General features: G+C 65.8%; 25 protein-coding genes. 9 read left to right on the top strand and 16 right to left on the bottom strand.

What is annotated here, in order from left to right; genetic code table 11:
- Nucleotides 1–5: 5 nt before the first annotated feature.
- Genes BN60_RS21585 through BN60_RS21570 form a run of 4 tightly spaced genes read left to right on the top strand, consistent with a single transcriptional unit; the run spans nt 6 to nt 4,069 of the window.
- Nucleotides 6–995 (top strand): ABC transporter ATP-binding protein, encoded by a 990-nt coding sequence (locus BN60_RS21585; protein ID WP_020698234.1) that lies wholly within the window; start codon nt 6–8, stop codon nt 993–995.
- Entirely contained in the window at nt 988–1,962 is a 975-nt protein-coding gene (locus BN60_RS21580) for an ABC transporter ATP-binding protein (protein ID WP_020698233.1), read from the top strand. The genes BN60_RS21585 and BN60_RS21580 overlap by 8 nt, the downstream gene beginning before the upstream one ends.
- Nucleotides 1,963–2,003: 41 nt before the next feature.
- A complete protein-coding gene (locus BN60_RS21575; protein ID WP_043284207.1) occupies nt 2,004–3,620 on the top strand; it encodes a GMC family oxidoreductase in 1,617 nt (538 codons plus the stop codon).
- A 23-nt stretch (nt 3,621–3,643) separates the two neighbouring features.
- On the top strand, nt 3,644–4,069 hold the full coding sequence (locus BN60_RS21570) for a hypothetical protein (RefSeq protein ID WP_020698231.1): 426 nt from the start codon (nt 3,644–3,646) through the stop codon (nt 4,067–4,069).
- 30 nt (nt 4,070–4,099) lie between these two features.
- Here the strand turns inward: BN60_RS21570 and BN60_RS21565 are convergent, their stop codons facing one another.
- Nucleotides 4,100–4,561, bottom strand: coding sequence for a TspO/MBR family protein (locus tag BN60_RS21565; RefSeq protein ID WP_020698230.1), 462 nt, complete (start codon nt 4,559–4,561; stop codon nt 4,100–4,102).
- Nucleotides 4,562–4,770: 209 nt separating this feature from the next.
- Here BN60_RS21565 and BN60_RS21560 point away from each other — a divergent pair, with 209 nt between their 5' ends.
- A complete protein-coding gene (locus BN60_RS21560) occupies nt 4,771–5,154 on the top strand; it encodes a hypothetical protein (RefSeq protein WP_020698229.1) in 384 nt (127 codons plus the stop codon).
- Nucleotides 5,155–5,251: 97 nt separating this feature from the next.
- Entirely contained in the window at nt 5,252–6,244 is a 993-nt protein-coding gene (locus tag BN60_RS21555) for a tripartite tricarboxylate transporter substrate binding protein (protein WP_020698228.1), read from the top strand.
- A gap of 8 nt (nt 6,245–6,252) precedes the next feature.
- Here BN60_RS21555 and BN60_RS21550 read toward each other — a convergent pair whose 3' ends face one another.
- The 7 genes from BN60_RS21550 to BN60_RS21515 all read right to left on the bottom strand — a co-directional run bounded on the left by BN60_RS21550 (nt 6,253) and on the right by BN60_RS21515 (nt 11,547).
- Nucleotides 6,253–6,867: an alkylhydroperoxidase domain protein gene (locus BN60_RS21550; RefSeq protein WP_020698227.1), complete on the bottom strand. Its 615-nt coding sequence runs from the start codon at nt 6,865–6,867 to the stop codon at nt 6,253–6,255.
- Entirely contained in the window at nt 6,864–7,439 is a 576-nt protein-coding gene (locus tag BN60_RS21545; protein WP_020698226.1) for a CMD domain protein, read from the bottom strand. The genes BN60_RS21550 and BN60_RS21545 overlap by 4 nt, the downstream gene beginning before the upstream one ends.
- Entirely contained in the window at nt 7,436–8,470 is a 1,035-nt protein-coding gene (locus BN60_RS21540; RefSeq protein WP_020698225.1) for a putative FMN-dependent luciferase-like monooxygenase, read from the bottom strand. The genes BN60_RS21545 and BN60_RS21540 overlap by 4 nt, the downstream gene beginning before the upstream one ends.
- A 196-nt stretch (nt 8,471–8,666) precedes the next feature.
- Nucleotides 8,667–9,647, bottom strand: coding sequence for an NAD(P)H-dependent flavin oxidoreductase (locus BN60_RS21530; protein ID WP_020698224.1), 981 nt, complete (start codon nt 9,645–9,647; stop codon nt 8,667–8,669).
- Nucleotides 9,644–10,165: a winged helix-turn-helix transcriptional regulator gene (locus tag BN60_RS21525; protein WP_020698223.1), complete on the bottom strand. Its 522-nt coding sequence runs from the start codon at nt 10,163–10,165 to the stop codon at nt 9,644–9,646. The genes BN60_RS21530 and BN60_RS21525 overlap by 4 nt, the downstream gene beginning before the upstream one ends.
- 29 nt (nt 10,166–10,194) lie before the next feature.
- Nucleotides 10,195–10,800: a 2-hydroxychromene-2-carboxylate isomerase gene (locus BN60_RS21520; RefSeq protein WP_020698222.1), complete on the bottom strand. Its 606-nt coding sequence runs from the start codon at nt 10,798–10,800 to the stop codon at nt 10,195–10,197.
- Between the two features lie 3 nt (nt 10,801–10,803).
- Entirely contained in the window at nt 10,804–11,547 is a 744-nt protein-coding gene (locus BN60_RS21515; protein WP_020698221.1) for an SDR family oxidoreductase, read from the bottom strand.
- Nucleotides 11,548–11,756: 209 nt separating this feature from the next.
- On the opposite strand from BN60_RS21515, the gene BN60_RS21510 reads away from it, so the two are divergent.
- Nucleotides 11,757–12,551, top strand: coding sequence for a crotonase/enoyl-CoA hydratase family protein (locus BN60_RS21510; protein WP_020698220.1), 795 nt, complete (start codon nt 11,757–11,759; stop codon nt 12,549–12,551).
- 6 nt (nt 12,552–12,557) lie between these two features.
- Here BN60_RS21510 and BN60_RS21505 read toward each other — a convergent pair whose 3' ends face one another.
- Genes BN60_RS21505 through BN60_RS21480 form a run of 6 tightly spaced genes read right to left on the bottom strand, consistent with a single transcriptional unit; the run spans nt 12,558 to nt 19,349 of the window.
- The gene (locus BN60_RS21505) at nt 12,558–13,622 is read right to left on the bottom strand and encodes a ketopantoate reductase family protein (protein ID WP_020698219.1); all 1,065 of its coding nucleotides are present in this window, start codon (nt 13,620–13,622) and stop codon (nt 12,558–12,560) included.
- A gap of 12 nt (nt 13,623–13,634) precedes the next feature.
- Nucleotides 13,635–14,411 (bottom strand): alpha/beta fold hydrolase, encoded by a 777-nt coding sequence (locus BN60_RS21500; RefSeq protein ID WP_020698218.1) that lies wholly within the window; start codon nt 14,409–14,411, stop codon nt 13,635–13,637.
- An 11-nt stretch (nt 14,412–14,422) separates the two neighbouring features.
- Nucleotides 14,423–16,306 carry an alpha/beta hydrolase domain-containing protein gene (locus tag BN60_RS21495; RefSeq protein WP_020698217.1) on the bottom strand — a complete coding sequence of 628 codons (1,884 nt, stop codon included), beginning with the start codon at nt 16,304–16,306 and terminating at the stop codon, nt 14,423–14,425.
- Nucleotides 16,307–16,732, bottom strand: coding sequence for a VOC family protein (locus tag BN60_RS21490; protein WP_020698216.1), 426 nt, complete (start codon nt 16,730–16,732; stop codon nt 16,307–16,309).
- 21 nt (nt 16,733–16,753) lie between these two features.
- Nucleotides 16,754–17,953, bottom strand: a complete 1,200-nt coding sequence (locus BN60_RS21485; RefSeq protein ID WP_020698215.1) for an acyl-CoA dehydrogenase family protein — start codon at nt 17,951–17,953, stop codon at nt 16,754–16,756.
- 28 nt (nt 17,954–17,981) lie between these two features.
- Complete coding sequence (locus tag BN60_RS21480) at nt 17,982–19,349, bottom strand: MFS transporter (RefSeq protein ID WP_020698214.1); 1,368 nt, start codon at nt 19,347–19,349, stop codon at nt 17,982–17,984.
- 193 nt (nt 19,350–19,542) lie between these two features.
- On the opposite strand from BN60_RS21480, the gene BN60_RS21475 reads away from it, so the two are divergent.
- The gene (locus tag BN60_RS21475) at nt 19,543–20,403 is read left to right on the top strand and encodes an isocitrate lyase/PEP mutase family protein (protein ID WP_020698213.1); all 861 of its coding nucleotides are present in this window, start codon (nt 19,543–19,545) and stop codon (nt 20,401–20,403) included.
- A gap of 3 nt (nt 20,404–20,406) precedes the next feature.
- Here BN60_RS21475 and BN60_RS21470 read toward each other — a convergent pair whose 3' ends face one another.
- Complete coding sequence (locus BN60_RS21470) at nt 20,407–21,285, bottom strand: transglutaminase family protein (protein WP_020698212.1); 879 nt, start codon at nt 21,283–21,285, stop codon at nt 20,407–20,409.
- A 13-nt stretch (nt 21,286–21,298) separates the two neighbouring features.
- Entirely contained in the window at nt 21,299–23,797 is a 2,499-nt protein-coding gene (locus BN60_RS21465; RefSeq protein WP_020698211.1) for a circularly permuted type 2 ATP-grasp protein, read from the bottom strand.
- A 315-nt stretch (nt 23,798–24,112) separates the two neighbouring features.
- Between BN60_RS21465 and BN60_RS21460 the strand changes: the two genes are divergently transcribed.
- The gene (locus tag BN60_RS21460; protein ID WP_020698210.1) at nt 24,113–24,859 is read left to right on the top strand and encodes an SDR family NAD(P)-dependent oxidoreductase; all 747 of its coding nucleotides are present in this window, start codon (nt 24,113–24,115) and stop codon (nt 24,857–24,859) included.
- Nucleotides 24,860–24,868 lie beyond the last annotated feature (9 nt).

Genomic DNA, 24,868 nt, shown 5'->3' with positions numbered 1-24,868 from the left:
CGTAGATGAGTTCTCTTCTGGAGGTCGAAGGCCTCGGTACTTGGTTCTATACGCGACAGGGCATCGTCAAGGCAGTCGACGGCGTCGACTTCCAGGTCGATGCCGGCGAGACCCTGGCAATCGTCGGCGAATCGGGGTGCGGCAAGAGCATGACGGCGCTGTCGTTGATGCGCCTGATCCCGAGCCCGCCGGGCCGTATCGTTTCGGGCGCGATCAAGCTCGGCGGCCGCGATCTCTTGAAGATCAGCGAAGAAGAGATGCGCGCCGTGCGCGGCAACGAGATCTCGATGATCTTCCAGGAGCCGATGACGTCGCTCAATCCGGTGATGACCATCGGCAAGCAGATTTCCGAGGCGCTGATCCTGCACCGGGACATGGACCGCAAGGCGGCGCTGAAGCGCGCCGTCGAGATGCTCGATCTGGTACGCATCCCCGAGCCGGCGCAGCGCGCCAAGGAATATCCGCATCAGCTCTCGGGCGGCATGCGCCAGCGCGCCATGATCGCCATGGCGCTCGCCTGCAATCCCAAGGTGCTGATCGCCGACGAACCGACAACTGCCCTCGACGTCACCATCCAGGCCCAGATCCTGGAGCTGATCGTCGATCTGCAGCGCGAGTTCAGCGCCGCCGTGATCCTGATCACCCACGATCTCGGGGTCGTCGCCGAGACGGCACGACGGGTCATCGTCATGTATGCCGGCCGCAAGGTCGAAGAGGGGACGGTGGGCGAGCTGTTCAGCAATCCGCTGCATCCCTACACGGTGGGCCTGCTGGCCTCGATCCCGCGTCTCGACTTGATGCGCGGCCAAACCGATCGCAGCCAGGAGCGGCTGCAGGAGATTCCCGGAATCGTTCCGCCGCTGTTCGACCTGCCGGCTGGCTGCGCCTTCGCACCGCGTTGTCAGCGCGCCGACGATCTTTGCCGCCGCGAGCGGCCCGCTTATGAGGAGAAGCAGTCCGGTCATTGGGCCGCCTGCTGGCACACCAATGGTTAGCGCAAACGCCCCCGTCATCGAGGTCAAGGACCTCAAGAAGCACTTCCCGATAAAGAAGGGACTGCTTCGTCGTACCGTCGGCCACGTCTATGCGGTCGATGGTGTCAGCTTCTCCGTCAAGTCCGGCGAGACGCTGGGACTGGTCGGCGAGTCGGGCTGCGGCAAGACCACGGCCGGCCGCGCCGTGCTGCGGCTTACGGAGCCCACGTCGGGCTCCATCCAGGTCGATGGCACGGAGATCACCGGCCTCTCGAAGGCGGAGCTCAGGCCCTACCGCCGGCAGATGCAGATCATCTTCCAGGACCCGTTCTCCTCGCTCAATCCCCGCCAGACGGCAGGCGACATCGTGGGCGAACCGCTGCTGGTCCATGGCGTGGCGAACGCCAAGGAGAGGCAGGAACAGGTCTCGGCGCTGTTTGCGCGCGTGGGCCTGCGGCCGGCGCAGATGAGCAACTACCCGCATCAGTTCTCGGGTGGTCAACGCCAGCGTATCGGCATCGCCCGCGCGCTGGCGCTGGGGCCGAAGCTGATCGTGGGCGACGAGCCGGTCTCGGCGCTCGACGTGTCGATCCAGGCGCAGGTCATCAACCTGCTGATGGACCTGCAGCGGGAGCGCCAGCTCTCCTATCTCTTCATCTCGCACAACCTCGCGGTAGTGGAGCATATCAGCCACCAGATCGCGGTCATGTATCTCGGCCGCATCGTCGAATATGCCGACACGCGCTCGATCTTCACGCGTGCCCAGCATCCCTATACCGAGGCATTGCTGTCGGCGGTGCCGGTGCCGGATCCTGCCGTCAAGCGCCAGAAGCGCGTGCTGCAGGGCGACGTGCCGAGCCCCGTAAAACCGCCGTCGGGCTGCCACTTCCACACGCGTTGCCCCTATGCCGAGGCGCGCTGCAAGGTAGAATCACCACCGCTACGCGAAATCGCGCCGGGGCATCACGTTTCCTGTCATCTGCGCTAGACTGCACCCGCCAAACAAATAAGGGCGGGAGCGGACGTATCATGGCTGATTGGGATTACATCGTCGTAGGCGGTGGCTCGGCTGGGTGTGTGCTGGCGGCGCGGCTGAGCGAAGACCCCAACGTCAAGGTGCTGCTGCTCGAGGCCGGTCCGCGCGACAAGTCTATCTGGATCGACGTGCCGGTCGGCTTCTCGCAGCTCATGCGCGGCACCAAGTTCAACTGGGCCTTCGAGATGGAGCCCGAGGACAATGTCGCCGGTCGCGCCATTCCCTGTCCGCGCGGCCGCACGCTGGGCGGTTCGAGCTCGATCAACGGCATGCTCTACGTACGCGGCCAGCCGCTCGACTACGATACCTGGGCACAGCAGGGCAATCGCGGCTGGTCCTACGATCAGGTGCTGCCGTACTTCAAGAAGTCGGAACATTACGAAGGCAAGGGCGACGAGAGCCGCGGCAAGAACGGCCCGCTGAACGTCGCCGACATGATCGAGCGTCACGAACTCTGCGACGCCTTTATCGATGCGGCCGCGGGCCTGGGGTATCCGCGCAACCCCGACTACAACAACGGCAAGCAGGAAGGGTTCGGCTACTATCAGACGACGATGAAGGGCGGGAAGCGCTGGTCGACGGCGCGTGCCTTCATCGATCCGATTCGCCATCGTCCCAACCTCGACATCGAGACCGATGCGCTCGCGAGCCGCCTTCTGCTCGAGGGCAAGCGCTGTGTCGGCGTCGCCTATACCGTGCACGGTCGCGAGAAGCAGGCCAGGGCCAACCGCGAGGTCATCGTTTCCTGCGGCGCCGTCCAGTCGCCGCAGCTACTGGAGCTGTCCGGCATCGGCCAGCCGGAACTGCTCAAGACCCACGGCATCGAGGTGCGCCACGAGCTGAAAGGCGTCGGCGAAAATTATGGTGATCACTTCGCGCCACGCATGAACTGGCGGGTGAAGAACAAGTTCACCCTGAACGAGCAGTCGCGCGGCCTCAATTTGGTGAAGGAGGTCGTGAAGTACTACACGACCCGTCGCGGCATCCTCACCTGGACCGCCGGCATTGTATACGGCTTCGTGCGCACACGGCCGGGCCTCGAAGGCCCGGACATGCAGTTCCACATGGCCCATGCCAGCTACGGTACGGCGGCGACCCGCCTGCTCGAGGCCGAACCCGGCATGACGGTGGTCATCGGTCAGTGCCGGCCGGAGTCGCGCGGCTCGATCCATATCAAGTCGGCTACGCCTGGCGCGCCGCCCGCTATCCGGCCGAACTTCCTGTCGAGCCAGACCGACCGCGACTGCACGGTCGCCGGCATGCAGATCGCCCGCAAGATCCTGCAGCATCCGGCAGTCGCCAAGTACATCGCCTACGAGAACAACCCTGGCGACAAGGTCCAGAGCTACGACGAATGGCTCGACTTCGCCCGCCGCACCGGCCAGACGACTTATCACGTGGTCGGCACCTGCAAGATGGGCTCCGACCCGATGGCCGTGGTCGACGATCGCCTCCGGGTGCATGGCCTGGCCGGTTTGCGCGTGATCGACGCCTCGATCATGCCGACCGTGACCTCCGGCAACACCAACGCGCCCACGATCATGATTGCCGAGAAGGGGGCGGACATGATCAAAGAGGACGCCAAGGCGGGGCTCAAGGTCGCCGCCTAACAGGGGCAACAGAGGGGGACGAGATGAAGCCGATCAGGACAATCCTTGCCATCCTGGCGGTGGGCGCCGCCGCCGCGGCCTGCTCGTCCAAGCCGGAATCCAAGCAGGACATGCTGGCGGATTCGGGCTTCAAGATCGTTTCCCTCAAGACGCCGGGTCAGGCGGCTTCATTCAAGAAGCTGCCGCCGCACAAGCTCACGCGCAAGACCTACCAGGGCAAGACGGTCTGGCTGTATGCCGACCCGACCATGTGCGGCTGCCTCTACATGGGCACGCAGGACGCCTACAACGCCTATATCAAGGAAGCGTCCCGCCAGATGATCGCCCAGGCCATGAAGGCCAACTACCAGGACGATCCCTACAGCCCCACGGCGATGGACGCTCAGGTCGACAGCGACTGGGACTGGGGCGAGTGGGGCAATCCGGGCTATTACGGCCTGCCGTACTAAGGGCCGCCCGGAGCAGGCCGACGGAGGCGTCTAGCCCGCCCCGTTGAGCCTGTAGAAGCCGTAGTTGAGGGCGGTCGCAAAGCCTACCCACAAGACGTAAGGTACGAATAGGCTGGCCGATATCCGATCGTTGCTGCGCAGAGCGGCGACGATAAAGGCCACTATGGTGGCCAGCAGGAGTACGATAACCGCCAGCGCCAGGTCGATGCGATGGGCGGCAAAGAAGATCGGGCTCCACAGGAAGTTGAGGGCGAGCTGCGCTCCCCACAACATCAATAGGCCACTCCAGGGTGCTTCGGGCGATCGCTTCCAGGTTCGCCATCCGGCGACGGCGATCATGATGTAGAGCACAGTCCAGACCGGGGCGAACACCCAGGCGGGTGGATTGAACGACGGCTTGAGAAGCTGATCGAACCAGGGTCCCGGCGCGGTGAAGGCGCCAATCAGGAGGCCGCCACCGACAACCAAAATCAAGAAGGCAACGAGACTCAAATTCGGATCCTATCGGCAAGGGGCCAAGTTTGCATTCTACGAAGCCGTTCGACAATCGGATCACCGGAATTGTCGCCCCCATAACGTCCTGCGCAGTGGAACGTTGCCCGGAATGCGCTTTCGCCAATATCGGCTTGTCCTCTCGGGGATAGTTGGAGTTTCATAGACGGCAGTCCGCGGGGTAGAGGGCCACGAGAGAGGACCGGGCGATGCCGTTGCGCTGGGAAATCCTTCATGCGGAAAAGCTCGTGCACGTCATCGCGGAAGGGCCGGTCACCCTCAAGCACATGGAGGAGCATTTCGACGCCATCGTCACGGCAAACGCTCTGTCCTACTCGAAGTTGTTCGACGCCACGCGTCTGGAGCCTGTCTACGACGACCACGACGTCATGATGCTGGGCGCACGTTTGAGCGCCTATACGTCCAACTTCGACAGTGGGCCGCTGGCAGTCGTCGGCGAGAGCGAAGATGCACGGACGGCCTTCAAACGGTTCGTCAATATCTCGCCGTCCAAACGGCCGGCCAAGATGTTCAAGAGGGAGGCCGATGCCCGCGCCTGGCTCGCGACGAAGCCTGAGCCAAAGTTCCCCTGACCTGCGCGGATCGGCGCTCACGCAGCTTCCAGCCCGGCTTGCAAGAGTCAGGGTGGGTGCGCCAGAGTCGAGCTAACGGGGGGGTAGTACGAAGACTATGGCTCGCAACAAGCAATTGATGACGCGGCGCACCGCGCTTGCCGCCGGCATGTCTGTTCTCGCGGCAGGTGCTTCGCCGTTATCTCCGAGGGCTCAGGGACGTTTTCCCGACAGGCCCATCAAGCTGATCATTCCTTGGGCCGCCGGCGGGCCGGCGGATGGTGGCTTTCGCATCCTCGCGGAGTCGGCGGCGAAGAAACTCGGCCAGCCGGTCGTCGTCGAGAACAAGGGTGGTGCTGCAGGCGTGCTGGGCGTGTTGGCGCTGCAGGACGCAAAGCCCGACGGCTATACGATCTCCCAGATGCATATGGGAGTGCTGCGCCAACCCCTGCTCAATGCGCAGCTTCGCTACGATCCGATCAAGGATCTCACTTACATCCTGCAGATCACCGGCTTCGTCATGGGCGTCGTGGTGCGGGCCGATGCGCCCTGGCACACGCTGCCGGAACTGCTGGCCTATGCCAAAGCCAACCCCGGCAAGCTGAACTGGGGCACCTTGGGCATCGGCTCGACCCAGCATCTCGCGATGGAGCGGCTCGGCATGACGCAGGGTCTGTCCTGGACACATGCACCCTATCGCGGCACGGCCGATACGATGCGCGCCTTGCTGGGCGGCGAAATCGACTTTGCCTCGGAATCCTCCGGCTGGGCGCCCATGGTCATGGCGGGCAAGCTGCGGCTTCTGGCGGTTTTCACCGCCGAGCGGGCGAAGCGCTTTCCCGATGCCCCGACGGTACGCGAGCTCGGCTTCGACGTGGTTGTCGACAGTCCCGGCGGCCTGATCGGCCCTCGCGGCATGGATCCCGCCGTGGTGAAGACCTTGGCCGATGCCTTCCGCGCGGCCGCCGAGGAGCCGCAACATCTGCAGTTCCTCGACAATATGGATCAACCCCTGATCCTGCTCGACGGGTCCGCCTATCGCGACGAGATGGCCCGTACACTCGAAGAGGAGCGCGAGCTGTTGCGGCGGCTGAAGCTGCTGCCGGCGTAACCTCGCCCTTACCCCTGAGTCGCGGGAACGCCCAGCGACAGCATAAGCCGGTTGGCCCAGTTGAAGAACGAGGCGGCGCCGATCAGGTCGGCGATGGCGGCATCGTCGAGGCCGACCTGGCGCAGGCGCTCGACATGCTCCTTGCCGAAGGTCATCGGGATGGTGGTGAGGGCCACCGAGGCGGCCACGATCGCGTCCCATCGCTCGTCGAGCCTGGCGTCGACGCCTTCGTCGAGCAGGCGCTGTACGTCGTCGACGCGCTTGGAATAGGTCGCCGCGAAACGGGCATGGACCGAGGCGCAGTAGATGCAGCCGTTCAGCCGCGACGTTGCGGCGGCAGCCAGTTCGCGCTCGGCGCGCGGCAGGCCGGCTTCGGGATTGTAGAAAATGTCCTTGTCGGTGCGGGTCCGCGCTTCCAGCACGTCGGGATCACGCGCCAGCAGCCTGAAGTAGGGCGACTTCACGCGCGCCGCGTCGACCAGGCTGGCCAGGTGCCGCTCGGTCATGTCGGCCTCTGCCATCGGCTCCAGCCAGGGCAGCCAGTCGAGCATGTCGCGGGTGAAGACCACCGGCTCGGTGTGCGGCGGCGGCGTCAGCGTCTTCTCTGTCGTCTTGGTGCTCATAGCGTGCTCGCAAGCGTGCTCAGGCCGGCAACGACCCGGATCTGATAGGAGAGGAAGGAGACGAGCTGGGAGATCGTCACGATGTCGGTGGTCGACCAGCCGGCATCCAGCAGCGATTGCAGCGACGGCGCCGATGCATCGCGCGGATGGAAGACCAGCATGTGGGTGTGCTCGAAGGCGGCCGTCAGGCGAGGCCCCAGCACCTTTCGGCTGGCGTCGCTCGCCTTCCAGGTCGGACCCGGCGCATCCTCTGTCGAAAGCGGCCCCTTGGGAAAATGGCCGTAGGGCCCTTTGCTCTTGGCGGCCGCGACTTCGGCGGCAATGGCGGCGCCGAGGCCCGCCGGCAGCTTGGCGGCATAGAAGGCGCCCGTCTTCGGCTCGCCGTGCAGGCCTGCCACGAACGCCGCGACGGCGTGGCGCTCGTCGGCGGTGACGCCGCCCAGGTCCTTCGGCTCGAACAGGGACGCATAGCTTGCCTGGGCGTGCTTGCGCGCTTCGGAGCGCTGGGCGCGGATCGCGTCCAGCTTCGAGCCGGGCGTGATGCCGACCAGCGTATCGATCACATCGGTCATGCGACTTGTCGTGCTCCCGCTTCCTTGTGAGGCGTCCAGCCCAGAGCCGGCGCAACCTTGCCGGCGAAGAGTTCGATCGAGCGCAGGATATAGGGATGCGGCGGATCGATCGAGTGAACCTGCATGGTGAGATCGGTGGCACGCTGCAGGGTAGAGTCGGTCCGCAGCGAGGCGATCACCTCGTCGGGCGTGCCGATATGCACATCCATGGCGGCGATCAGGTCGCCCACCAGATTTCCCGACGTGAGATTGCCCGTGGCCGCCAGCCGGTGGCGCATGCGCGACAGGCCGACTTCGGCGAGCCGCATGGCGTCGTCGTGGTCGTCGGCCACGAAGACGGTGCGGGAGGCCAGGATGCGCGGCTCGCGCCCCTTGGGCAGCGCTTCGAGATAGGCGTCGAGCATGGGGTTCTGGATATCGGCCAGCGATGCCTGGGGCGCTTCCGGTGGCCGCGGCTGGGTGCGCGACAGCATCAACCCGTCGCCGGCGGCGCCGGCGCGGCGCGCGCCCGACACGGTAAAGGTCGCCTGCCAGATGCGGTCGACCAAGCCTGCGCTGGACGGGTAGAGCTTGTCGCCGCCCTCCAGCTCGCGGCCGGCCCAGGCCGTCTTGAGCGTTTCGAGATGGCTGTCGAAGAGCCTGTGGCGGTCGTTGCTGTCGAGGCCGAAAGCGGTGAAGGCGGTCAGGTTGCCGCCCGGGCCGACGCCCACTTCGAGGCGGCCATTGCTCATCAAGTCGGTGACGACGGCATCCTCGGCTACGCGGATTGGCAGTTCCAGCGGCAGGGTGACGATGCCGGTGCCGAGCCGGATGCGCGACGTGTGGGCCGCGGCATGCGCCAGAAAGACGAAGGGCGCCGGCAGGCCGCCTTCGCCTTCGTGGAAATGATGCTGGGCGATCCAGGCCGAATCGAAGCCGTTCTTCTCGGCATGCACGATCTGCTCGGTGGCGAGCCGGTACCGTTCGGCAGCGGTCGTCTGGTCGAGCAGGCGCGTAAAGAAGCCGAGGCGCTTGATCGGGAACATCGTCATGGGCTCAACCTTGCGTGAGGATCGGTCTGGGAGGCAAGTGCCGCGATCGCAGGCACGATGCGGCCGGGAATGGCGTCGATCAGCTCGCACGTACAGGTGATGTCGGGCCGGCCGAAGACCGTCCCGAGGAGACCGCCGCCATCTCCGGGGTCGACAGAACCTCGTCCAAGATCATGCTGGCGAGGGTCCGCTAGAGCTACGCCGCGCGGGCGAACTTCGCTAGCCGTTCGCCGATGATGGCGTTGGCTTCCGCCATGATCCGGTCGATGAGCTGCTTCACCGTCGGAACATCGCGGATGAGGCCGGCGACCATGCCGCAGGACCAGGCGCCGGCATCCATCTCGCCCTTTTGCATGATCCGCGGATAGACGCCGGCGACCTCGGGCAGGATGTCCTCGAACTTGATCTTCGAGCCCAGCTCCTTCTCCTTCTCGATGAGGCGGTCGACGGCGGCGTTCCTCAACACGCGCTCGGTATTGCGCAGAGGCCGCATGACCAGCCGCGTGTCGAGTTCGCTGGCGGCCACCAGCGCCTGCTTCACATGCTCGTGGATCGGCGCTTCCTTGGTCGCCATGAAACGCGTGCCCATGTTCATGCCGTCGGCACCCAGCGACAGGGCGGCGACCAGCGAGCGGCCGTCGGCCATGCCCCCCGAGGCGACGAAGGGAATCTTGAGCTCCTCGGCGGCGCGCGGCAGGAGGATGAAGTTCGGCACATCGTCCTCGCCGGGATGGCCGCCGCATTCGAAGCCGTCGACGCTGACGGCGTCGCAGCCGATCTGCTCGGCCTTCAGCGAATGGCGCACCGACGTGCACTTGTGGATCACCTTGATGCCGGCTTCCTTCAGTGCCGGCATCCATTTCTGCGGATTGTTGCCGGCCGTCTCGACGATCTTGACGCCGCCCTCGACGATGGCGCGGATGTAGCCCGGATAGTCGGGCGGCGTGACCGACGGCAGGAAGGTCAGGTTGACGCCGAACGGCTTGCTGGTCATCTCTCGGCAGCGCTTGATCTCGTTGGCCAGTGCCTCCGGCGTGCGTTGCGTCAGGCCGGTGATGATGCCGAGACCGCCGGCTTCGGAGACGGCCCCCGCCAGCTCGGCGAAGCCGACATAATGCATGCCGCCCTGGATGATCGGGTGCTCGATCCCAAACAGCTCGGTGATCCTGGTCTTCATCGGCTTCTCTCCCTTGAACGTATGGCTGGTTTTTTGGCGCCGGGCGCCGGTGGCAAATGCTGCGGATTGCGTGCCCCGGGGCCGCGATGGGCATGCACCCGCTTGGGATCGAGCGGCTCACCGCATTGCGAGCAGATCATGACAGGGTCGAAGTCCTTGCCACAACTGAGATGCTGATGCAGCAGCGGCCGGCCTTTCCGGCCGGACATATGGACGTCGCCCCAGTGAACGATCGACATGACGATGGGGTAGAGGTCGAGGCCCTTCTGCGTCAGCCGGTATTCGTAGCGCAGGGGCCGTTCCTGGTAAGGCACCTTGGCCAGGACGAAATCGTCGACCAGCTTGCGCAGCCGGTTGGCCAGGATGGGACGCGTCACGCCGAGCCGGGTCTGGAAATCCTCGAAGCGTCGGATGCGCAGGAAGCAGTCCCGCAGGATCAAGAGGGTCCAGCGGTCGCCGATGACCGAGACGGTCCGTGCCAGCGAACAGGCCTCGTCTTCGAGGTTATTCCACTGCATGGCGGTTTCGGCGTTCGCGCATTCTCACTCTATCGTTTGGCGACGATCGCCTCTTCGACGTCGCGCAGCTTGTCCTTGCCGAAATAGATGTCGTCGTCGACGAAGAAGGTCGGCGAACCGAAGGTGCCGCGGTCGACGGCACGCTGCGTTTCGGCCATCAGAGCTTCCTTTACCGGCGCCGTCTGTACAAGCTCGAACAGGCGGTCCGCCGGCAGGTCCGATTCGAGCAGTGCCGCGCGCAGCACGGCCGGGTCGTCGAGCTTCTTGGGTTCGGCCCACATGTGCCGGTAAACCTCGTCGACATAGCGCCCGAAGATGCCGAGCTGCCGTGCCGCCACGGCGCCGCGCATGATCATGAGTGTGTTCACCGGGAAGAACGGATTGTGCTTGTAGCGCGCGATGCCGTGCTGGCGGACAAAGCGTTCGGTTTCGAGGCGATGGTACTCCGGCTTGTTCTTGACGCCAGCGAAGGCCTCGGCCGGTGAGCGGTTGTTGGTCAGCTTGAAGACGCCGCCCAGCAGCACCGGCAGATAGACGAACGTCGCGCCCGTGCGCTTCTCGATCTCGGGAATGACAAGATGGCTGAGATAGGCGTTGGGGCTGCCGAAATCGAAGAGGAATTCTACTTTTGGCATGGGTCACCACTTCTCGCCGAAAGGACGGATCTCGAGTTCAGAGCTCCAGGCGTCGCGCGGCTGCTGGTAGAGAGACCAGTAAGCTTCCGCGACGGCTTCGGGGCGCATCAGCCGGTCGGGCGGCAGGGCCGCAAGAGCATCTTCGCCTTCGCGCTGCTTGATGCGCTCGCGCACCCAGGCCGTGTCGACGCCGGAATCGATCACCAGGTGGGCGACGTGGATATTCTTGGGGCCGAGCTCGCGGGCGGCGGATTGGGCGACGGCGCGCAGGCCCGCCTTGGCGGCGGCGAAGGCGGCATAGCCAACGCCGCCCCGCAAGCTCGCGGTCGCGCCGGTGAAGAAGATCGCGCCCTTGGCCCGCGGCAGCATCAGCCGGGCCGCTTCGCGTCCTGCCAGGAAGCCTGAATAGCAGGCCATCTCCCAGACCTTGCGGAAGACGCGCTCCGTCGTGTCGAGCAGGGGGAAGTTCACGTTGGCGCCGACGTTGAAGATGCAGACTTCGAGCGGCGCCAGGGCCTCCGCCTCCTGCAGGAAGGAGGTGATGTCGGCCTCGTTGCGGGCGTCCAGCGACCGGCCCTTGGCCGTGCCGCCAGCCTTGGCAATGTCGGTGAGCAGGGGGCTGAGCTTGTTGCCGTTACGCCGTCCCGCGAGAACCGAAAACCCTTCGGCCGCGAACTTGCGCGCGATGGCGGCGCCGATGAAGTCGCCGGCACCGATAATTGCCGCCGATGCGTTGCGTGCTGTCATGTTCCCTCCTGACGACTGCGACTGTCAGTTCTGTTTCAACACTTGTCAATTTCACTCAGGAACGAAGAATTCGTGGCGATATGAGTTTTTGGAATTTGAACAGTGCTATTTTCACACTGACTATCGAGAGCGATGAAGATCACCGGGGCGAGCCGTCCCAAGAGGCTGGGCGTCGTTCCGGCAAGTTCGATGGAAGGGAGAAACAACGCATGTCGACCAGCGCAACCCCCAGCCAGGGTCGAGTCTTCCACGAACGCCACGACCATATCCTCAAGATCGTGATCGACAATCCGGCCAAGAAGAATGCCTTCAGCCCGGAGATGATGGCGGAGCTGTCCGACGCGCTCACCCTGCTCGACAAGGACGACGATCTCTGGGTCGGTGTGCTCTGTGCCGAGGGCAAAGACTTCACGGCCGGTCTCGATATGCCCAAGTTCTTTGGGCCTACGGCGACGCGCAAGCCGCGGCCGGAGGGCAACACCGATCCCTTTGGATTGGCGAACCAGTGCCGCAAGCCGATCGTCACGGCCGTGCAGGGCATCGTCTTCACGGTCGGTATTGAGCTCATGCTGGCGGGCGATATCGTCGTTGCCGCCGACGATTGCCGCTTCTGTCAGATGGAGGCCAAGCGCGGCATTGCTCCGCTGGGTGGCGCCCACTTCCGCTTCATCACGCGCGCCGGCTGGGGCGACGCCATGTACCACCTGCTGCTGTGCGACGAGTTCTCGTCGGCCGAAGCGCATCGCATCGGGCTCGTTCAGGAGGTCGTGCCGGCGGGCCGTCAGGTCGAACGGGCGATGGAGCTGGCGCGGATCATCGCGCGCAATGCACCGCTCGGCATCCAGGTCACCAAGGAAGCCGGCCGCAAGTTCATCGAGGCCGGCGAGAAGGCCGCCATCGACGCGATCCCGGCCATCCGCGAGCGGGTGATGGGCTCGGCCGACGCCGCCGAAGGCATCAAATCCTTCGTCGAACGCCGCGCCGCGGTCTTCACGGGCCGATGATCGGCGTCAGCCGCCCAGCAGGGCGGCGGCGGGCTTCAGCTCCTTGCGCTCGACCTTCTTCACGATCTCGGTGAGCTTGGTGTGGGCGGGCGCCGGCACGCCGATATAGGTGCCGCGCTCGGCGACGTAGCCGTTCATGAACTCGATCTCGGTGCGGCGGCCTTTCAGGATGTCCTGCGCCATCGAGGGGCGCTGGATGTCCGCACGCGGGTTGGGATTGGTGTTGGAGCCGGGCCTCAGGATCGCCTCGACTTGGTCGAGGGCGGCCTTATCGTTCTCCGACGCCTTGGCCAGGGTCTCGGGCTCGAGCTTGCCGATCTTCTCGATGTGATAGCCCAGCGCCTGGCCGACCCGCACAGCCTCGCCGCCGAGCTGGATCGAGAAGCGGCGCACCGCGTCGTTGCGGTCGCAGTCGGTGCCGGTCATGCCGGTGGCCGCCGAAACGCCGTTCTTCATGCCGTTCTGGCAGAGCTTGGCCCAGCGCTCGCCCCACAGGTTGGTCGTGGTTTTGGCGCTGTCGATCATGGCGACCATCTCGCGCAGCTCCTCGACCCGCTTGGTGATGCGGCCATGGACTTCGCCGACACGGAACACCGTGTGCTTGTCGCCGCCCTTGGCGACGGTACGGCGGATGCGGCCCGCCTCGTACATGTCGACGGAGATCAGCGAGGCCACCATGCCCACGGTCTTGCCCCAGCCGACGACGCCCGCGATGCGCTCCTCGTTCAGGCAGTTCTGCAGCGACACGATGTAGCCGTCCGGCGACAGATACTGCTTGATCAACGCCGTCGCCCATTCGGTGTCGTAGGACTTCATCGCGACGAAGGCGATGTCGATTGGCTTCTGGCGCGACAGATCCTGCATCTCGGTGAGGTGCATGGTCTTGGCGTTCTTGACCGTGAACTTTTCTTCGGGTGTCACGCCGTCGAGCTCCAGCCCACGGCTGCGGATGGTCTCGATGTTCTCCGGCCAGAAGTCGATCAGGGTGACGTCGAGGCCGGCGTTGGCGAGATAGCCGCCGACGTAACCACCCAGGGCGCCGGTGCCGACGACCGCAATCCGCTTGCTCATTGTCTTCTCCTGTTAAGCCCGAGGCAGCGTGGCGAGGAACGCCTCGACGGCCTGATTGAAGAGGGCGGGCTGGTGCAGATTGGCTGCGTGGCCCGCATCGGGAATGACCGCCTTGGTCGATCCCTTGATCTTGGCCGCCATGTAGTCGGTAGCGGCGAGAAAGCCGGTATCGTTGGCGCCGACCAGAACCAGGGTGGGTACGGCAACTTTGTCGAGCGACTGGATCACGCGGTCGTTCTGCTGGGCCAGCATGCCGCGTGCGGCGCCGGCGAGGCCCGACGCATCGCGATGGCGCACGATCTTGACCTCGTCGCTGCTGTTGAGCGCGGCCAGTCCCTCGGCGTCGAGACGGGCGGCGCGCTGATGCGCCGTCTCGTTCCACTTGGCGCGGGCTTCGTCCTTCTTGAAGCCGGGGCCGGTGTCGAACAGCATCAGCGCGTCTACGCGCTCGGGATGCGTGGCATGGAAGGCGAGCGACATGTAGCCGCCGAGCGACAGGCCGGCGACGATCGCTTTCTTCGCGCCGACCGCATCCAGCAGCGCAGCCATGTCGCCGACGGTAAGGGCTTCGGAATAGCGGCTCGGGTCCTTGGGATAATCGCTGTCGCCATGGCCGCGCATGTCCCAGACCACGACCTGGTAACGGTCCTTCAGGGCGGCGACCTGGCCATCCCACATGCGCGACGTCGAGCTGTAGCCGTGGCTCAACAGAATCATCGGTCCCTTGCCATTGCCGGGGCCGTGCACTTCGTAGTGGATCTTCACACCGTCGCGATCGAGCTTGGCCATTGCGATCTCCTTCAGGGTGCGACGCGTGGCTCGCGACGGGCACGTTCGATGTAGCGCGCGGCGTCTTCGGGCAGGATCAGCCGCTCGGCCAGCAACTGGTCGACGACGGCCTGAACCTTGGCGATGTAGTCGGCGCCGCTCTTATAGCGCTCGGCAATCGAGGGGCGGGGGTCGCCCGAGCTTTCGCGGGCCGCCTTGTCGACAGGGAAGGGCAGGCAACTCCCATCACGGTCGGCGATCTCACCCTTCGGATAGGGCGGCTTGTACTCGTTCCAGCCGGTGTAGGTGGCGAGCGGAACCGCGATGTCGGGCAGGCGCACACCCGCGACTTCGTTGCCGTCGGCGTCGACCTTGGAGACCAGCGTGCGATAGGTCTTGCCGGCAGGCTTCGGGTCCGTCCAGTCGCCGGGCGGCGACACGCTGTTGGTGACACGCACCACGGCCGCGCCGGGCACCGAGGGGAATCCGGTCTTGCCCGCATCGACGAGGGTGCCGGCCGCGAGCGTCGGCACCTTGCTGGGCGGCGGCGCCTTGCCGGAGATGACCCATTCGTCCAGCGCGACGAGCAGGGCGCGCACGGCCGGCATCGGATTGTGTGGGTTGCGCGGATTGATGTTGGGACCGGGATCGGTCGTGGCACCGGCGCGGCCACCATGCTGGGTGCCGGCGATCATGTAGACGCGCGAGTTGGCCGGCAGTTCGATGTCGCGAGTACCGAGCGGGTCGGTGTGCAGCAACGAGGCACCCTTTTGCCAATACTCGGTCGAGGTGTTGGTTTCGATCAGCAGCGGATCGCAGCCGTCGCCGCGGAACAGCGCGCCCGTCTTGCCGGTCAGGGGATCGTCGAGGCGTGCCGTCGAGAAGGGAAACTCGTTCTCGGGAAAGCCGTGATCCTCGTGCTGGGTGTTGGTCCGCGCCGGCTGGGCGAACGGCGTGTTGAAGAAGATGCGGCCGACGCCGGCGATATGGCTGTGCACGCCGTCAAAGACCCGCCGGCCCTGCTCGTCGCGATTGAAGCCTTCGGAGATGTGGTTGCGCAGATAGCGGCCGGCCTGTGAGAAGCCGATGGCAAGCGCATGCGAGATCGGTGCGCCGGTTGCCTTGGTCGCCGCAGGGTCGTGGCGCAACCAGCTGACAAGGTCGCGCGTGGCGGCGAAGCCCAGCCCCTGCACCTTGGGGTTCTTGGCGTCGTAGTGGAATTCGTAGAGATAGCCGGGCTGCGCCTTGGTGCCGTCGCGCAGCTTGATCGAACGGCCATCGACGAAGGACCATTGATTGAGCGGCAGTTCCCGCGGCTCGTCGTTGGCGCGTTCGCGCACCGTGAGGCGGGCACGGTTCTGCTCCAGGGTGGCGGCTTCATGCGAGAGCTTGAAGGTTTCCAGCACGCCGAGCCGCGTGCCCGACACCCACTCCTCGCGCACGGTCTGGACGATGGGCTGGCCGTTGTCCGTGGCGATGGGCGCTGTAAGGGCGAGACCCATGTTGGCGCGCGGTGCATCGGGATCCCAGCCCGACCAGACAATCGTGTAACCCTGCCGCAGTGGAAAGGCATTGCCGAGATCGGCCAGGGTCTTGGGATCGTTCACACCCTGCGGTCCGTCGGCGATGTTGCCGAACAGCATCTTGCGGCCACGATTGTTGACCTCGTAGAGGATCCGGCCGTTGCCGCGCGCCGGATCCCTGGGCCGCAGGATGAAGACGTCGGTCTTGTATTCGACCTTGCCGGCGGCATTGCGTGGCGCCTTGTCGATCAAGGCGATGCCGCTATTGTCGGGATGCGCGGGATCGACTTCGCCTCGCGCCGTCGCGATCACGCGCTCATAGGCACCGGCCTCGCCGAACGGGGCGCCGTCGGCGAGGGGCTCTACTCTCTCGATGTCGAGGGCGAGGAGCACTTACGCCTTGGCTTCCGCTTTGGCTTCGTCCGGTGGGAAGTTGAGTTCCACGCCGACACCGTCGGGGTCGTAGAGGAAGATCTGCGCGGCGCCGGTGCGGGGCACGATCTGCTCGCGGAACTTGACGTTCTTCGACTGCAGCCGCTTGCGCACCCCCGGAAGGTCACTGGCGGCGAAGGCGATATGGTCGAAGCGGCCGGTGTCGTCGAATTTCTTCTCGGTGCCGCGGACCACGATGCCTTCGCGTGGCTTGCGCTCTCCCAGCAGGTGCACCGTCGCCACGCCGCCCGAATAGAGCCAGTAGCCGGGGAAACCCAAAGGGGGCCGGTCGCCGTTCTCGAGGCCGAGCACGTCGCAGTAGAAATCCTTGGTGGCTTCGAGGTCGGAAGGTTCGATCGTGTAGTGCTGAAGAACGCCCAACGGCATGGTCCGTCTCCGTGGTTCTGATCAGACGAAAGTGAGGTCGGCGTCGACGCCCATCATCCAGGCGCCGACGGTCTCGAAATGGGACAGCCGGCCCTGCAACTGCTGGGTCACGGTGTGGATGTCGCGGAAGCGGCGCTCCAGCGGATGGTTCTCGAAGATCGCCGTGGCGCCGGCGGCGTTATAGGCGAAGTCGACGGCGTCCTTGGCCTTGTGGATGGCGTGGGTCGCAGCCATTCGGACGGTGATGCGCTGTTCGATGCTGATCGTGGCGCCGGCCGAGAGATCTTTCCAGATTCCGGCCATCGTCTGCAGCACGTAGGCGCGCGCCGAGCGCAGCCCGACCTCGGCCTGCGCGAGGCCGGATTGCACGACGGCATTGTCGCGGATCGGGCTCTTCATGCCGCGCGGCACCTTGTTGCGCGCCACGTCGACGAAGCTGTCGAGTGCGCCGCGGGCAATGCCGCAGGCGACGCCCGCGAAGCCCACCTGGTAACAAGTTCCGGCGCCCATGCGGTAGAGCGGGCCGGGTTCGCGACACTCCTTCTCGAAGTCGCGGGTAATCGAATGGTCGGCGCGGACGAAGAAATCGGTCAGGGCGAACTGGTCGCTGGCGGTACCGCGCAACCCGACCGTGTTCCAGATGTCGGTCCACTGCACGTCTTCGGTCCGCACCAGCATGGTGCGCTCCTGCTGTACGCCATTCGGGTCGAGTCGCGGCGAGCCGTCGGCCTGATAGATCGGGCAATGGGCGCCGAGCCAGGTCGCGTGCCGGCCGCCCGAAGCGAAGGCCCAGACGCCCGTGACCTTGTAGCCGCCCTCGCATTCGATGGCCTTGACCCGGGGGCCGGGACCCCAGGCCAGCACGGCGCGCGGATCCTTGCCGAAGATCGATTGCGCGACCGGCAGGTCGAGATAGGCCGCCGACATGGCGCAGCCGCCCGCCTGACTGAGGCACCACGCCGTCGAGGCATCGCCGCGGGCGATGGTCTCGATGACGTGGAAGAAGGTGACGGGATCGGTTTCGATCCCGTTCGACGAGCGCGGCAGCAGCAGGCGGAAAAGCTTCGCCTCATGCAGCTTGTCCAGCAGCGCCGGCGGTAGCCGCCGCTTGTCCTCGATCTCGTTCGAGGCGGCCTCGACGGCCGGCCGGACGGCCTCGGCGCGGGAGATTACGGTCTGATCGCCGGCAAGGTCGGCGGAAGTCGGGATCAACGTATCCACGGCAAATCCTCGTCGAACACGGTTGGTGTCAGGTGGTCGCCAGTTCCTTGTCGATCTGTTCGATCGACTTGCCCTTCGTTTCCAATCCAAGGAAATAATAGACCAGGCCGGCCATCAGGAACCAGCAGCCGAGATAGAGAAAGGCCGTCGGAATCTGCGGCAGCGGCACGTCGGGCTTCAGGTAGTTGTTCGAGCCGACGATCAGCGCCAGGCCGAGCGGCCCGATGATCTTGCCGATGCCGCCAAAGCCGTAGGCCGAGCCCATGCCGGTGGTGCGAAGATGCGAGGGCCAGACTTCCGCGGCGTACGGCCCGACGATGGCGAAGCCGCCGTCGGCGAAGAAGAAGGTCAGCGCCAGGAGCAGCCAGAAGGCGGATACGCCCAGCAGCACAGTGTCGTAGTTGTAGCCGGCGACGATGGTGAGGATGCCTGCACCGATACCCAACAGGCCGCCGCCCGAGCGCCGTCCGATCTTGTCGGAAAGGTAGGAGAAGGAAAGCCGGCCGATGAAGCCCATGACGGTGAGAAGGATCATCATCTTGGCGGCTTCCTGCGGCGTCACCTTCAGCAGCAGCACGAACAGCGACGGTGCCCAGAGCGTGATGCCGTAGACGCCAGTCTGGGCGCCGGCGTTGCCGAGCCAGGAAACCAGCAGGCTGCGAGGATACTTGAAGAGCTCGAACCAGCTCACCTTGGGCGGCTCTGCCGGCGGCGCCTTAGGCAGCGGCAGGTCGCTGGGCTTCATCTGAAGCGCCCAGGCGAGCGACTTGCGGGCCTCTTCGTAGCGACCCTGGCGGACCAGCCACACCGGCGACTCCGGCACCCAGAGGCGGACCAGCAGGACGAGCAGCGACGGCAGCACGCCGATGGCGAACAGCAGACGCCATTGATCGGCGCCCATGAAGGCACCCAGCACGGCTCCGAGACCGACGCCCAGCGGGATGACGCAGGTGACGAGACCGCCGACCCAGCCACGCTTGCGGGCCGGCACGAACTCCTGCACCAGCGGCAGGTCTACGCAATAGAGGCCGCCGACACCGAAGCCGACGAAGAAGCGCATGATGGTAATGTAGATCCAGCCGTTCTCCGGCGTGAAGTAGAGCAGGCCGGTGGCGATCGAGAAATTCAGCACCGTGCCGATGAACACCTTGCGGCGACCGATGCGGTCAGCCAGCCAGCCCCAGATATAGGCGCCCAGGATTGCGCCGACGCCGGATGACAGCAGCACGATCGCCGACTGACCGAAGGTGAGCTTCCAGGGCCCGATCAGGAAGGCGAGCACGAAGCCGATCAGGAAGTAGTCGAAGAACTCGAGAGCGTCGCCGATCACCGCCGCGGCAATGATTTTCTTCTGATTGCCCGTCAGCCGCGTCTGCCGGTCGAGAACGTCGAACATGGACATTTCCCCAGTGCGCATTGTCTTGAGCCGGACGAGCGCACGATTCATCACGACCCTGGACGACAACGCTACGCTCTCGTCGTCGCGAGCGACAAGCGCCGTAAGTCGTTGGCGTTTGCGCGTCGAAACATGCCGCTGCATCGCGGCACGAGGCTTTGCTAGAAGACAGGGGAAGAGGGGGGAGTTTGTCATGCATTGGACCGATCGCCGGAAGCGCTTTCGCGCGCTGCTCGCTGGACAGCGCTGCGTTCATCCAGGGTCGGTGTTCGATCCGATCTCCGCGCGCATCGCGGAGGATCTCGGCTTCGAGATCGGCATGTTCGCGGGCTCCGTCGCCTCGATGACGGTGCTGGGCGCACCCGATCTGATCGTGTTGACCCTGAGCGAGTTCGCGGATCAGGCCTATCGCATCAACCGCGCCGGCAACCTGGCGCTGATGGTCGATGCGGATCACGGCTATGGCAACGCACTCAACGCGCGCCGTACGGTGGAGGAGCTGGAAACCGCTGGCGTGGCGGGCCTGAGCCTCGAAGACACCGATCTGCCGACGCCTTATGGAACGGCCAAGCCACGGCTGATCTCGATCGAGGAGGGCGTGGGCAAGATGAAGGCCGCACTGGGCGGTCGCCAGGATCCCGATCTGTGCATCGCGGGCCGCACCAGCGCTGTGGCGATCACCGGCCTCGAGGATGCGGTTGCCCGCGGCAAGGCCTATGAGGTGGCGGGCGTCGATGCGCTGTTCTTCGTCGGCGTGCGCACACGTGCTGAACTCGATGCCATCTCGGAAGCGACCACGCTGCCGCTGATCCTGGGCGGCGTTTCCGGCGACCTGACCGATCTCTCCTACCTCGGCGCGCGACGGGTCCGTATCGCCCTGCAGGGCCACCAGCCCTTCGCGGCTGCTGTGAAGGCCGTCTATGAGACCCTGAAAGCTTTGCGCGACGGCACGCAGCCCTCGAAGCTCGCGGGTATCGCCAGTGCAGACCTGATGAAGCGCGTCACGCGCGACGACGACTATGCGCGCTGGACGAAGGACTTTCTGGGCGGCTGAGCGTCAGCCCGTCGGCACCAGGGTGACGGCGACGCCATAGGAGTGCGAATCGCCGCCCAGGATGACGCCGCGCAACGGGCTCACGTCGGAGAAGTCGCGCCCCCAGGCGACGGCGACGTGATCCTCCTGCGCCACGAGATCGTTGGTCGGATCGAGATGGACCCAGCCCGCCTGTTCGCCGCACCAGACGGCGACCCAGGCGTGACTGGCATCGGCGCCGCGCAAGGCGATCTCGTCCTTGGAATGAACGGTGCGGATGTAGCCCGAGACATAGCCGGCCGCGAGGCCGTGCGCGCGCAGGGCGGCGATCTCGACATGGGCGAAGTCCTGGCAGACACCGGCTTTGCCGGCGAAGACCTCGGCCAGGGGCGTGCTGATGTCGGTGGCGCCGGGGTGATACTCGAAGTCGGCCTTGATGCGCGATGTGAGTTCGCGCGCCGCTTCGAGGATCGGCCGGCCTGCCGTGAACGATGGAGCGCCGTAAGTACGCAAGGCCGCGACGGAAGGAACGAGCGGCGAGTCGTAGATGAATTCGCTCGCCTCGACCGGAACCGGAAAGCCGTCGCCGCTCAACGCCGCGCGGATTTCCTCCCAGGGCGGCGTCGACGCCATGGGCGGCGGCTCCGGAAAGCACACATCGACTTCGGCGCGCACCTCGATGTCGAAGCGGGTATGCGGCGTGTCGATACGATAGATGTCGATCAGGTTGCCGAAGTGATCGACATGCTGCGCGGCCAAGGCCGGCACCGGATCGGTCGAGATGCCGATCGAGCTCACCTTCTGGCCGGGGAAGTCGCGGGCCCGCAGATGGGCGATGTGGTGCGCAGAATCGACCGTGCTGGCGTAGGTGTAGGTCGTGCGGTGCGAAAGCAGGTAGCGCATGGCCGTCTCCGATTCAGCCGCCGAACGAGCCGACGGCCTGCGCGGCCGGCACATGGCTGAAGTAGGCGCGCGTGATGGCTTTGGAGAGCTGGTCGAGCCGCCGGTCGGCATCGGCCACCACGTCGCGCAGCATGGCGAGGGCCAGCCCCTCGTGGTGCCAGGCCTGCTCGTCGTCGGTGAACCGTCGGACAATGGCCTCGAAGTCCTTCTCGAGGGACGATGGCAGCAAGGGCACGCGCACATGGGAGGCGCGCGCCAGATAGGCGAGGTGCCCGTCGATGGCATGAAGCTGGAACATCAACGCGCGCGGATTGCTGTCGTCCAAGGCGACGAGGTCGAGCACCGGCGCGGGCTGGAGCTGGCCGAGGTAACGCGTCCGGTAGGTGATGGTACTGTCGCAGAGTTCGAGCGCCAGGCGCATCGCGGCGTCCCAGTCGATCGGCGACTCGGCGAAAGGGCTGAGAGCGCTGTTCAGCACATGCTGCGCGCGCTCGAGCCGGCGTCCCAGATCGAGAAAGCGCCAGCCGGTGCCACGGGTCATGTTCTCCTGCGCGAGGCCCGACAGCGTGGCGACGAAGCGCACGATCTCGTCGAGCGCGTCGAGCAGCGGATCGAGATTGCCCCGCGCCGCCAGCAGGCGGTGGCGCACTTCGCTCATCAGCGGGCCGGCGGCCGTCGTCATGTCGGCCGAAAAGCGATCGCGCATGGTGGCGGCGAGGCGCTGGATGGCGTCGAGGACCGTGGCGAGGCCGCGATCGTCGGCCGCGACCGCCGCCAGACCCTGCTGGAAGGCTGCGCTGTCGGGCGATGCCAGGGCGGTCGTGCGGTCCATCAGGTTGGCCCGCGCGAGCAGACGGCCGAGCAGGCGCAGCTCGACGATGTCGCGTGGGCCCATTGTACCCTGCGCGACGCGTATCGCCGTGGTGCGCAGCAGGCGGGCGTCGTTGTCGAGCCGCTCGATGTATCGGCCAAGCCAGAAGAGATTGTCGGCGACGCGACTTTGCAGATCGGCGCTGCCGCGCTCGACGGCAAGCTGGTGGAAGCGCCGCGTCGGCGGTACCTGGACGTCGGCTGCGTCCTCGGTCAGCACCCAGACGTCCTTCAGCGTACCGTTCAGCCGCCCCAGCGAGCGCAGCGCCGTATCGCCGACGGGTTCGCGGACCAGCCCACCCGGCAGCACGCGGTAGCTGTCGCCGTCGGCGACCACGAAGGCGCGCAGGACGGCGGCCGATGGCGCCAGAGTCCGGCCGTTCCATTTGGGCGTCAGCGACGGCGTCATCGGATACTGCGCCACGAACTGGCCGGGCTGGGCGCGAATGCGCTCTTCCAATGCCTTGCGGTCGGCGGGTTCGAGCATGCCGACGACGATCGGTTCGCGGTCGGCGCCGAGGCAGGGCCGCACGATCATGAGGTCGAGATTGGCCAGCGCGTAGGCCAGCGCCGCCGGCTCGCCCAGCCACCAGACGTCGAGCGACGGCAGGTCGAGACCGCGCCCGAGCAGGCGCTGGCTCACGCGCTCCAGAAAAGGGATCAGAGCCGGCGTCTCGGCCAGGCCCGAGCCCAGGGCATTGGCAAGCGCGATGCGGCCGCTTCGTGTCGCCTCGACCATGCCGGTGACACCGAGCGCCGAATCTGCCCGCAACTCCAGGGGATCGGCGAAGGTGCTGTTCAGCCGGCGCAGCAGCACATGGACGGGCCTGAGGCCGGCAAGGGTCTTGATCGAGACCTGACCGTCGCGGGCCACGAGATCGCCGCCCTCGACCAGGGATACGCCGAGCAGCCGCGAGAGATAGACATGCTCGAAATAGGTCGCCGACAGCGAGCCGGGCGTCAGGACCGCCATGCTGGGCTGCGCGATATCGGCCGGCGCCATCGCCTGCAAGGCGTCGTGCCAGCGGTCGACGAACGGTCGCAGATGGCGGATCGGCACGGAGCGAAAGGCTTCCGGCAGGCTCCGTGCCAGCACCCGACGCATCTCCAGGGCATAGCCGATGCCCGACGGGACTTCCGTGTGGTCCGCGAGAACGTACCAGCGTCCGTCGCCCAGTCGCACGAGATCTACGGCGTAGTTGGCAAGGTGACGGTGGGGCGCCGTGCCGTCGGTGACCTGCACGGGACGCAGGAAATGCTGGTTGGCATGCACCAGCATGGGCGGGAGCAGCTGCTCCTTCAGCAGGATCTGAGAGCCGTAGAGATCGGCCAGCGTCGCGTCGAGCAAATGCGCGCGCTGGATGAGACCGGCTTCCAGCGTTGCCCATTCGTGGGGGGCAATCACGAAGGGCAGCGGGTCGAACGCCCAACGCGGTGCGCCGCGATCGTCGAGCAGGTTGACGGTGGCGCCCGATTCCTCGAGCTGCCGACGTGCGCTCTCGACGCGTTCGCTCAGCCCGCCCGGAAGCGAGCGGATGACGCTCAGAATGCCTTGCCAGTGGTAGCGGATCGACTTCTGGCCGGTGACCAGTTCGTCATACGCGCTTGCCGGCGAAGAGGTGAGGCCGCGCAACGACTCCATGGGTCCGCGAAAGGAAGATCGACGAGAAGGATCAAAATCGCACGGGCGACGGTCGAGGTCTACCGCATCGGGCGCGACCGGATCGAGGGCCAATGAATGTTCCGGATTCTCCAGCGGGCGTGGTGCAGACATGGTGCTGCCGGTGCAGCCAGTCGGGAAGAGGTGTGCCCGGACGGGGCGCCACGGCACGGCGGAAGTAAAGTGCGATGCGCAGAAGACATTGGTCGAAACCAGCCCGTCGGTCGTTTCGGACCGCGGATCAAAGGCGCGGTGGCGTATGGGCCTCTACTGCCAAGGTCCGATAAGCTCCGACCCATGAGCAGCAATTACTTCGATCTCACGGGCAAGGTTGCCCTCGTCACCGGCGGCAGCCGTGGCCTCGGATATCAGATGGTGAAGGCCTTTGCGCAGCACGGCGCCGACGTCTTCATCACCAGTCGCAAGCTCGACACTTGCGAGAAGGTCGCGGCCGAAGTGCGCGCCATGGGCCGCAAGGCGGCGACCTATGCCTGCAACGTCGCCAACTGGCAGGAACTCGACGGGCTGGCCGATGCGGCCTACGCGGCCTTCGGCAAGGTCGACATCCTGGTGAACAATGCCGGCTCCTCGCCGCTGGCGCCGTCGTCGCTGGAGACGCCGGAGCAGCTCTTCGACCGTATCGTCTCGCTGAACTTCAAGGGCCCGTTCCGCCTTATGTCGCTGATTGGCAGCCGCATGGCGGCAGGCGAGGGTGGCTCGATCATCAACATTTCGAGCGCCGGTGCGCTTCGGCCGCGGCCGCAGATCGCGCCCTATGCCGGCGCCAAGGCGGCGCTCAACGCGCTCACCGAGGCTTTCGCCTTCGAGTACGGGCCGAAGGTGCGTGTAAACACCATCTCGCCCGGCCGCTTCCTCACCGACGTTTCCAAGGCATGGAGCGACGAGCATAAGCTCAATCCGACGGCGGCGCTGAAGCGCAGCGGCCTGCCGGAGGAGATCGTGACCGCGGCGCTCTATCTCGCGTCGAGCAAGTCGAGCTTCACCACCGGATCGCTGGTCCGGGTCGACGGAGGAATTGCCTAGCGCCGCGCG

The organism is Reyranella massiliensis 521, from assembly GCF_000312425.1.
Classification (GTDB): domain Bacteria; phylum Pseudomonadota; class Alphaproteobacteria; order Reyranellales; family Reyranellaceae; genus Reyranella; species Reyranella massiliensis.
Note: the sequence above shows the minus strand (reverse complement) of the source record. Positions and strands in the feature narration are given on the sequence as shown.

Bases quoted from the DNA above. Each gene is read 5' to 3' on its own strand.
- BN60_RS21505 (WP_020698219.1), bottom strand. From the start codon at position 13,622: ATGAGCAAGCGGATTGCGGTCGTCGGCACCGGCGCCCTGGGTGGTTAC.
- BN60_RS21465 (WP_020698211.1), bottom strand. From the start codon at position 23,797: ATGGAGTCGTTGCGCGGCCTCACCTCTTCGCCGGCAAGCGCGTATGAC.
- BN60_RS21470 (WP_020698212.1), bottom strand. From the start codon at position 21,285: ATGCGCTACCTGCTTTCGCACCGCACGACCTACACCTACGCCAGCACG.
- BN60_RS21500 (WP_020698218.1), bottom strand. From the start codon at position 14,411: ATGGCCAAGCTCGATCGCGACGGTGTGAAGATCCACTACGAAGTGCAC.
- BN60_RS21550 (WP_020698227.1), bottom strand. From the start codon at position 6,867: ATGAGCACCAAGACGACAGAGAAGACGCTGACGCCGCCGCCGCACACC.
- BN60_RS21475 (WP_020698213.1), top strand. From the start codon at position 19,543: ATGCATTGGACCGATCGCCGGAAGCGCTTTCGCGCGCTGCTCGCTGGA.
- BN60_RS21530 (WP_020698224.1), bottom strand. From the start codon at position 9,647: ATGAAGACCAGGATCACCGAGCTGTTTGGGATCGAGCACCCGATCATC.
- BN60_RS21575 (WP_043284207.1), top strand. From the start codon at position 2,004: ATGGCTGATTGGGATTACATCGTCGTAGGCGGTGGCTCGGCTGGGTGT.
- BN60_RS21525 (WP_020698223.1), bottom strand. From the start codon at position 10,165: ATGCAGTGGAATAACCTCGAAGACGAGGCCTGTTCGCTGGCACGGACC.
- BN60_RS21460 (WP_020698210.1), top strand. From the start codon at position 24,113: ATGAGCAGCAATTACTTCGATCTCACGGGCAAGGTTGCCCTCGTCACC.
- BN60_RS21545 (WP_020698226.1), bottom strand. From the start codon at position 7,439: ATGACCGATGTGATCGATACGCTGGTCGGCATCACGCCCGGCTCGAAG.
- BN60_RS21585 (WP_020698234.1), top strand. From the start codon at position 6: ATGAGTTCTCTTCTGGAGGTCGAAGGCCTCGGTACTTGGTTCTATACG.
- BN60_RS21570 (WP_020698231.1), top strand. From the start codon at position 3,644: ATGAAGCCGATCAGGACAATCCTTGCCATCCTGGCGGTGGGCGCCGCC.
- BN60_RS21580 (WP_020698233.1), top strand. From the start codon at position 988: ATGGTTAGCGCAAACGCCCCCGTCATCGAGGTCAAGGACCTCAAGAAG.
- BN60_RS21480 (WP_020698214.1), bottom strand. From the start codon at position 19,349: ATGTTCGACGTTCTCGACCGGCAGACGCGGCTGACGGGCAATCAGAAG.
- BN60_RS21520 (WP_020698222.1), bottom strand. From the start codon at position 10,800: ATGCCAAAAGTAGAATTCCTCTTCGATTTCGGCAGCCCCAACGCCTAT.
- BN60_RS21510 (WP_020698220.1), top strand. From the start codon at position 11,757: ATGTCGACCAGCGCAACCCCCAGCCAGGGTCGAGTCTTCCACGAACGC.
- BN60_RS21560 (WP_020698229.1), top strand. From the start codon at position 4,771: ATGCCGTTGCGCTGGGAAATCCTTCATGCGGAAAAGCTCGTGCACGTC.
- BN60_RS21540 (WP_020698225.1), bottom strand. From the start codon at position 8,470: ATGACGATGTTCCCGATCAAGCGCCTCGGCTTCTTTACGCGCCTGCTC.
- BN60_RS21490 (WP_020698216.1), bottom strand. From the start codon at position 16,732: ATGCCGTTGGGCGTTCTTCAGCACTACACGATCGAACCTTCCGACCTC.
- BN60_RS21515 (WP_020698221.1), bottom strand. From the start codon at position 11,547: ATGACAGCACGCAACGCATCGGCGGCAATTATCGGTGCCGGCGACTTC.
- BN60_RS21555 (WP_020698228.1), top strand. From the start codon at position 5,252: ATGGCTCGCAACAAGCAATTGATGACGCGGCGCACCGCGCTTGCCGCC.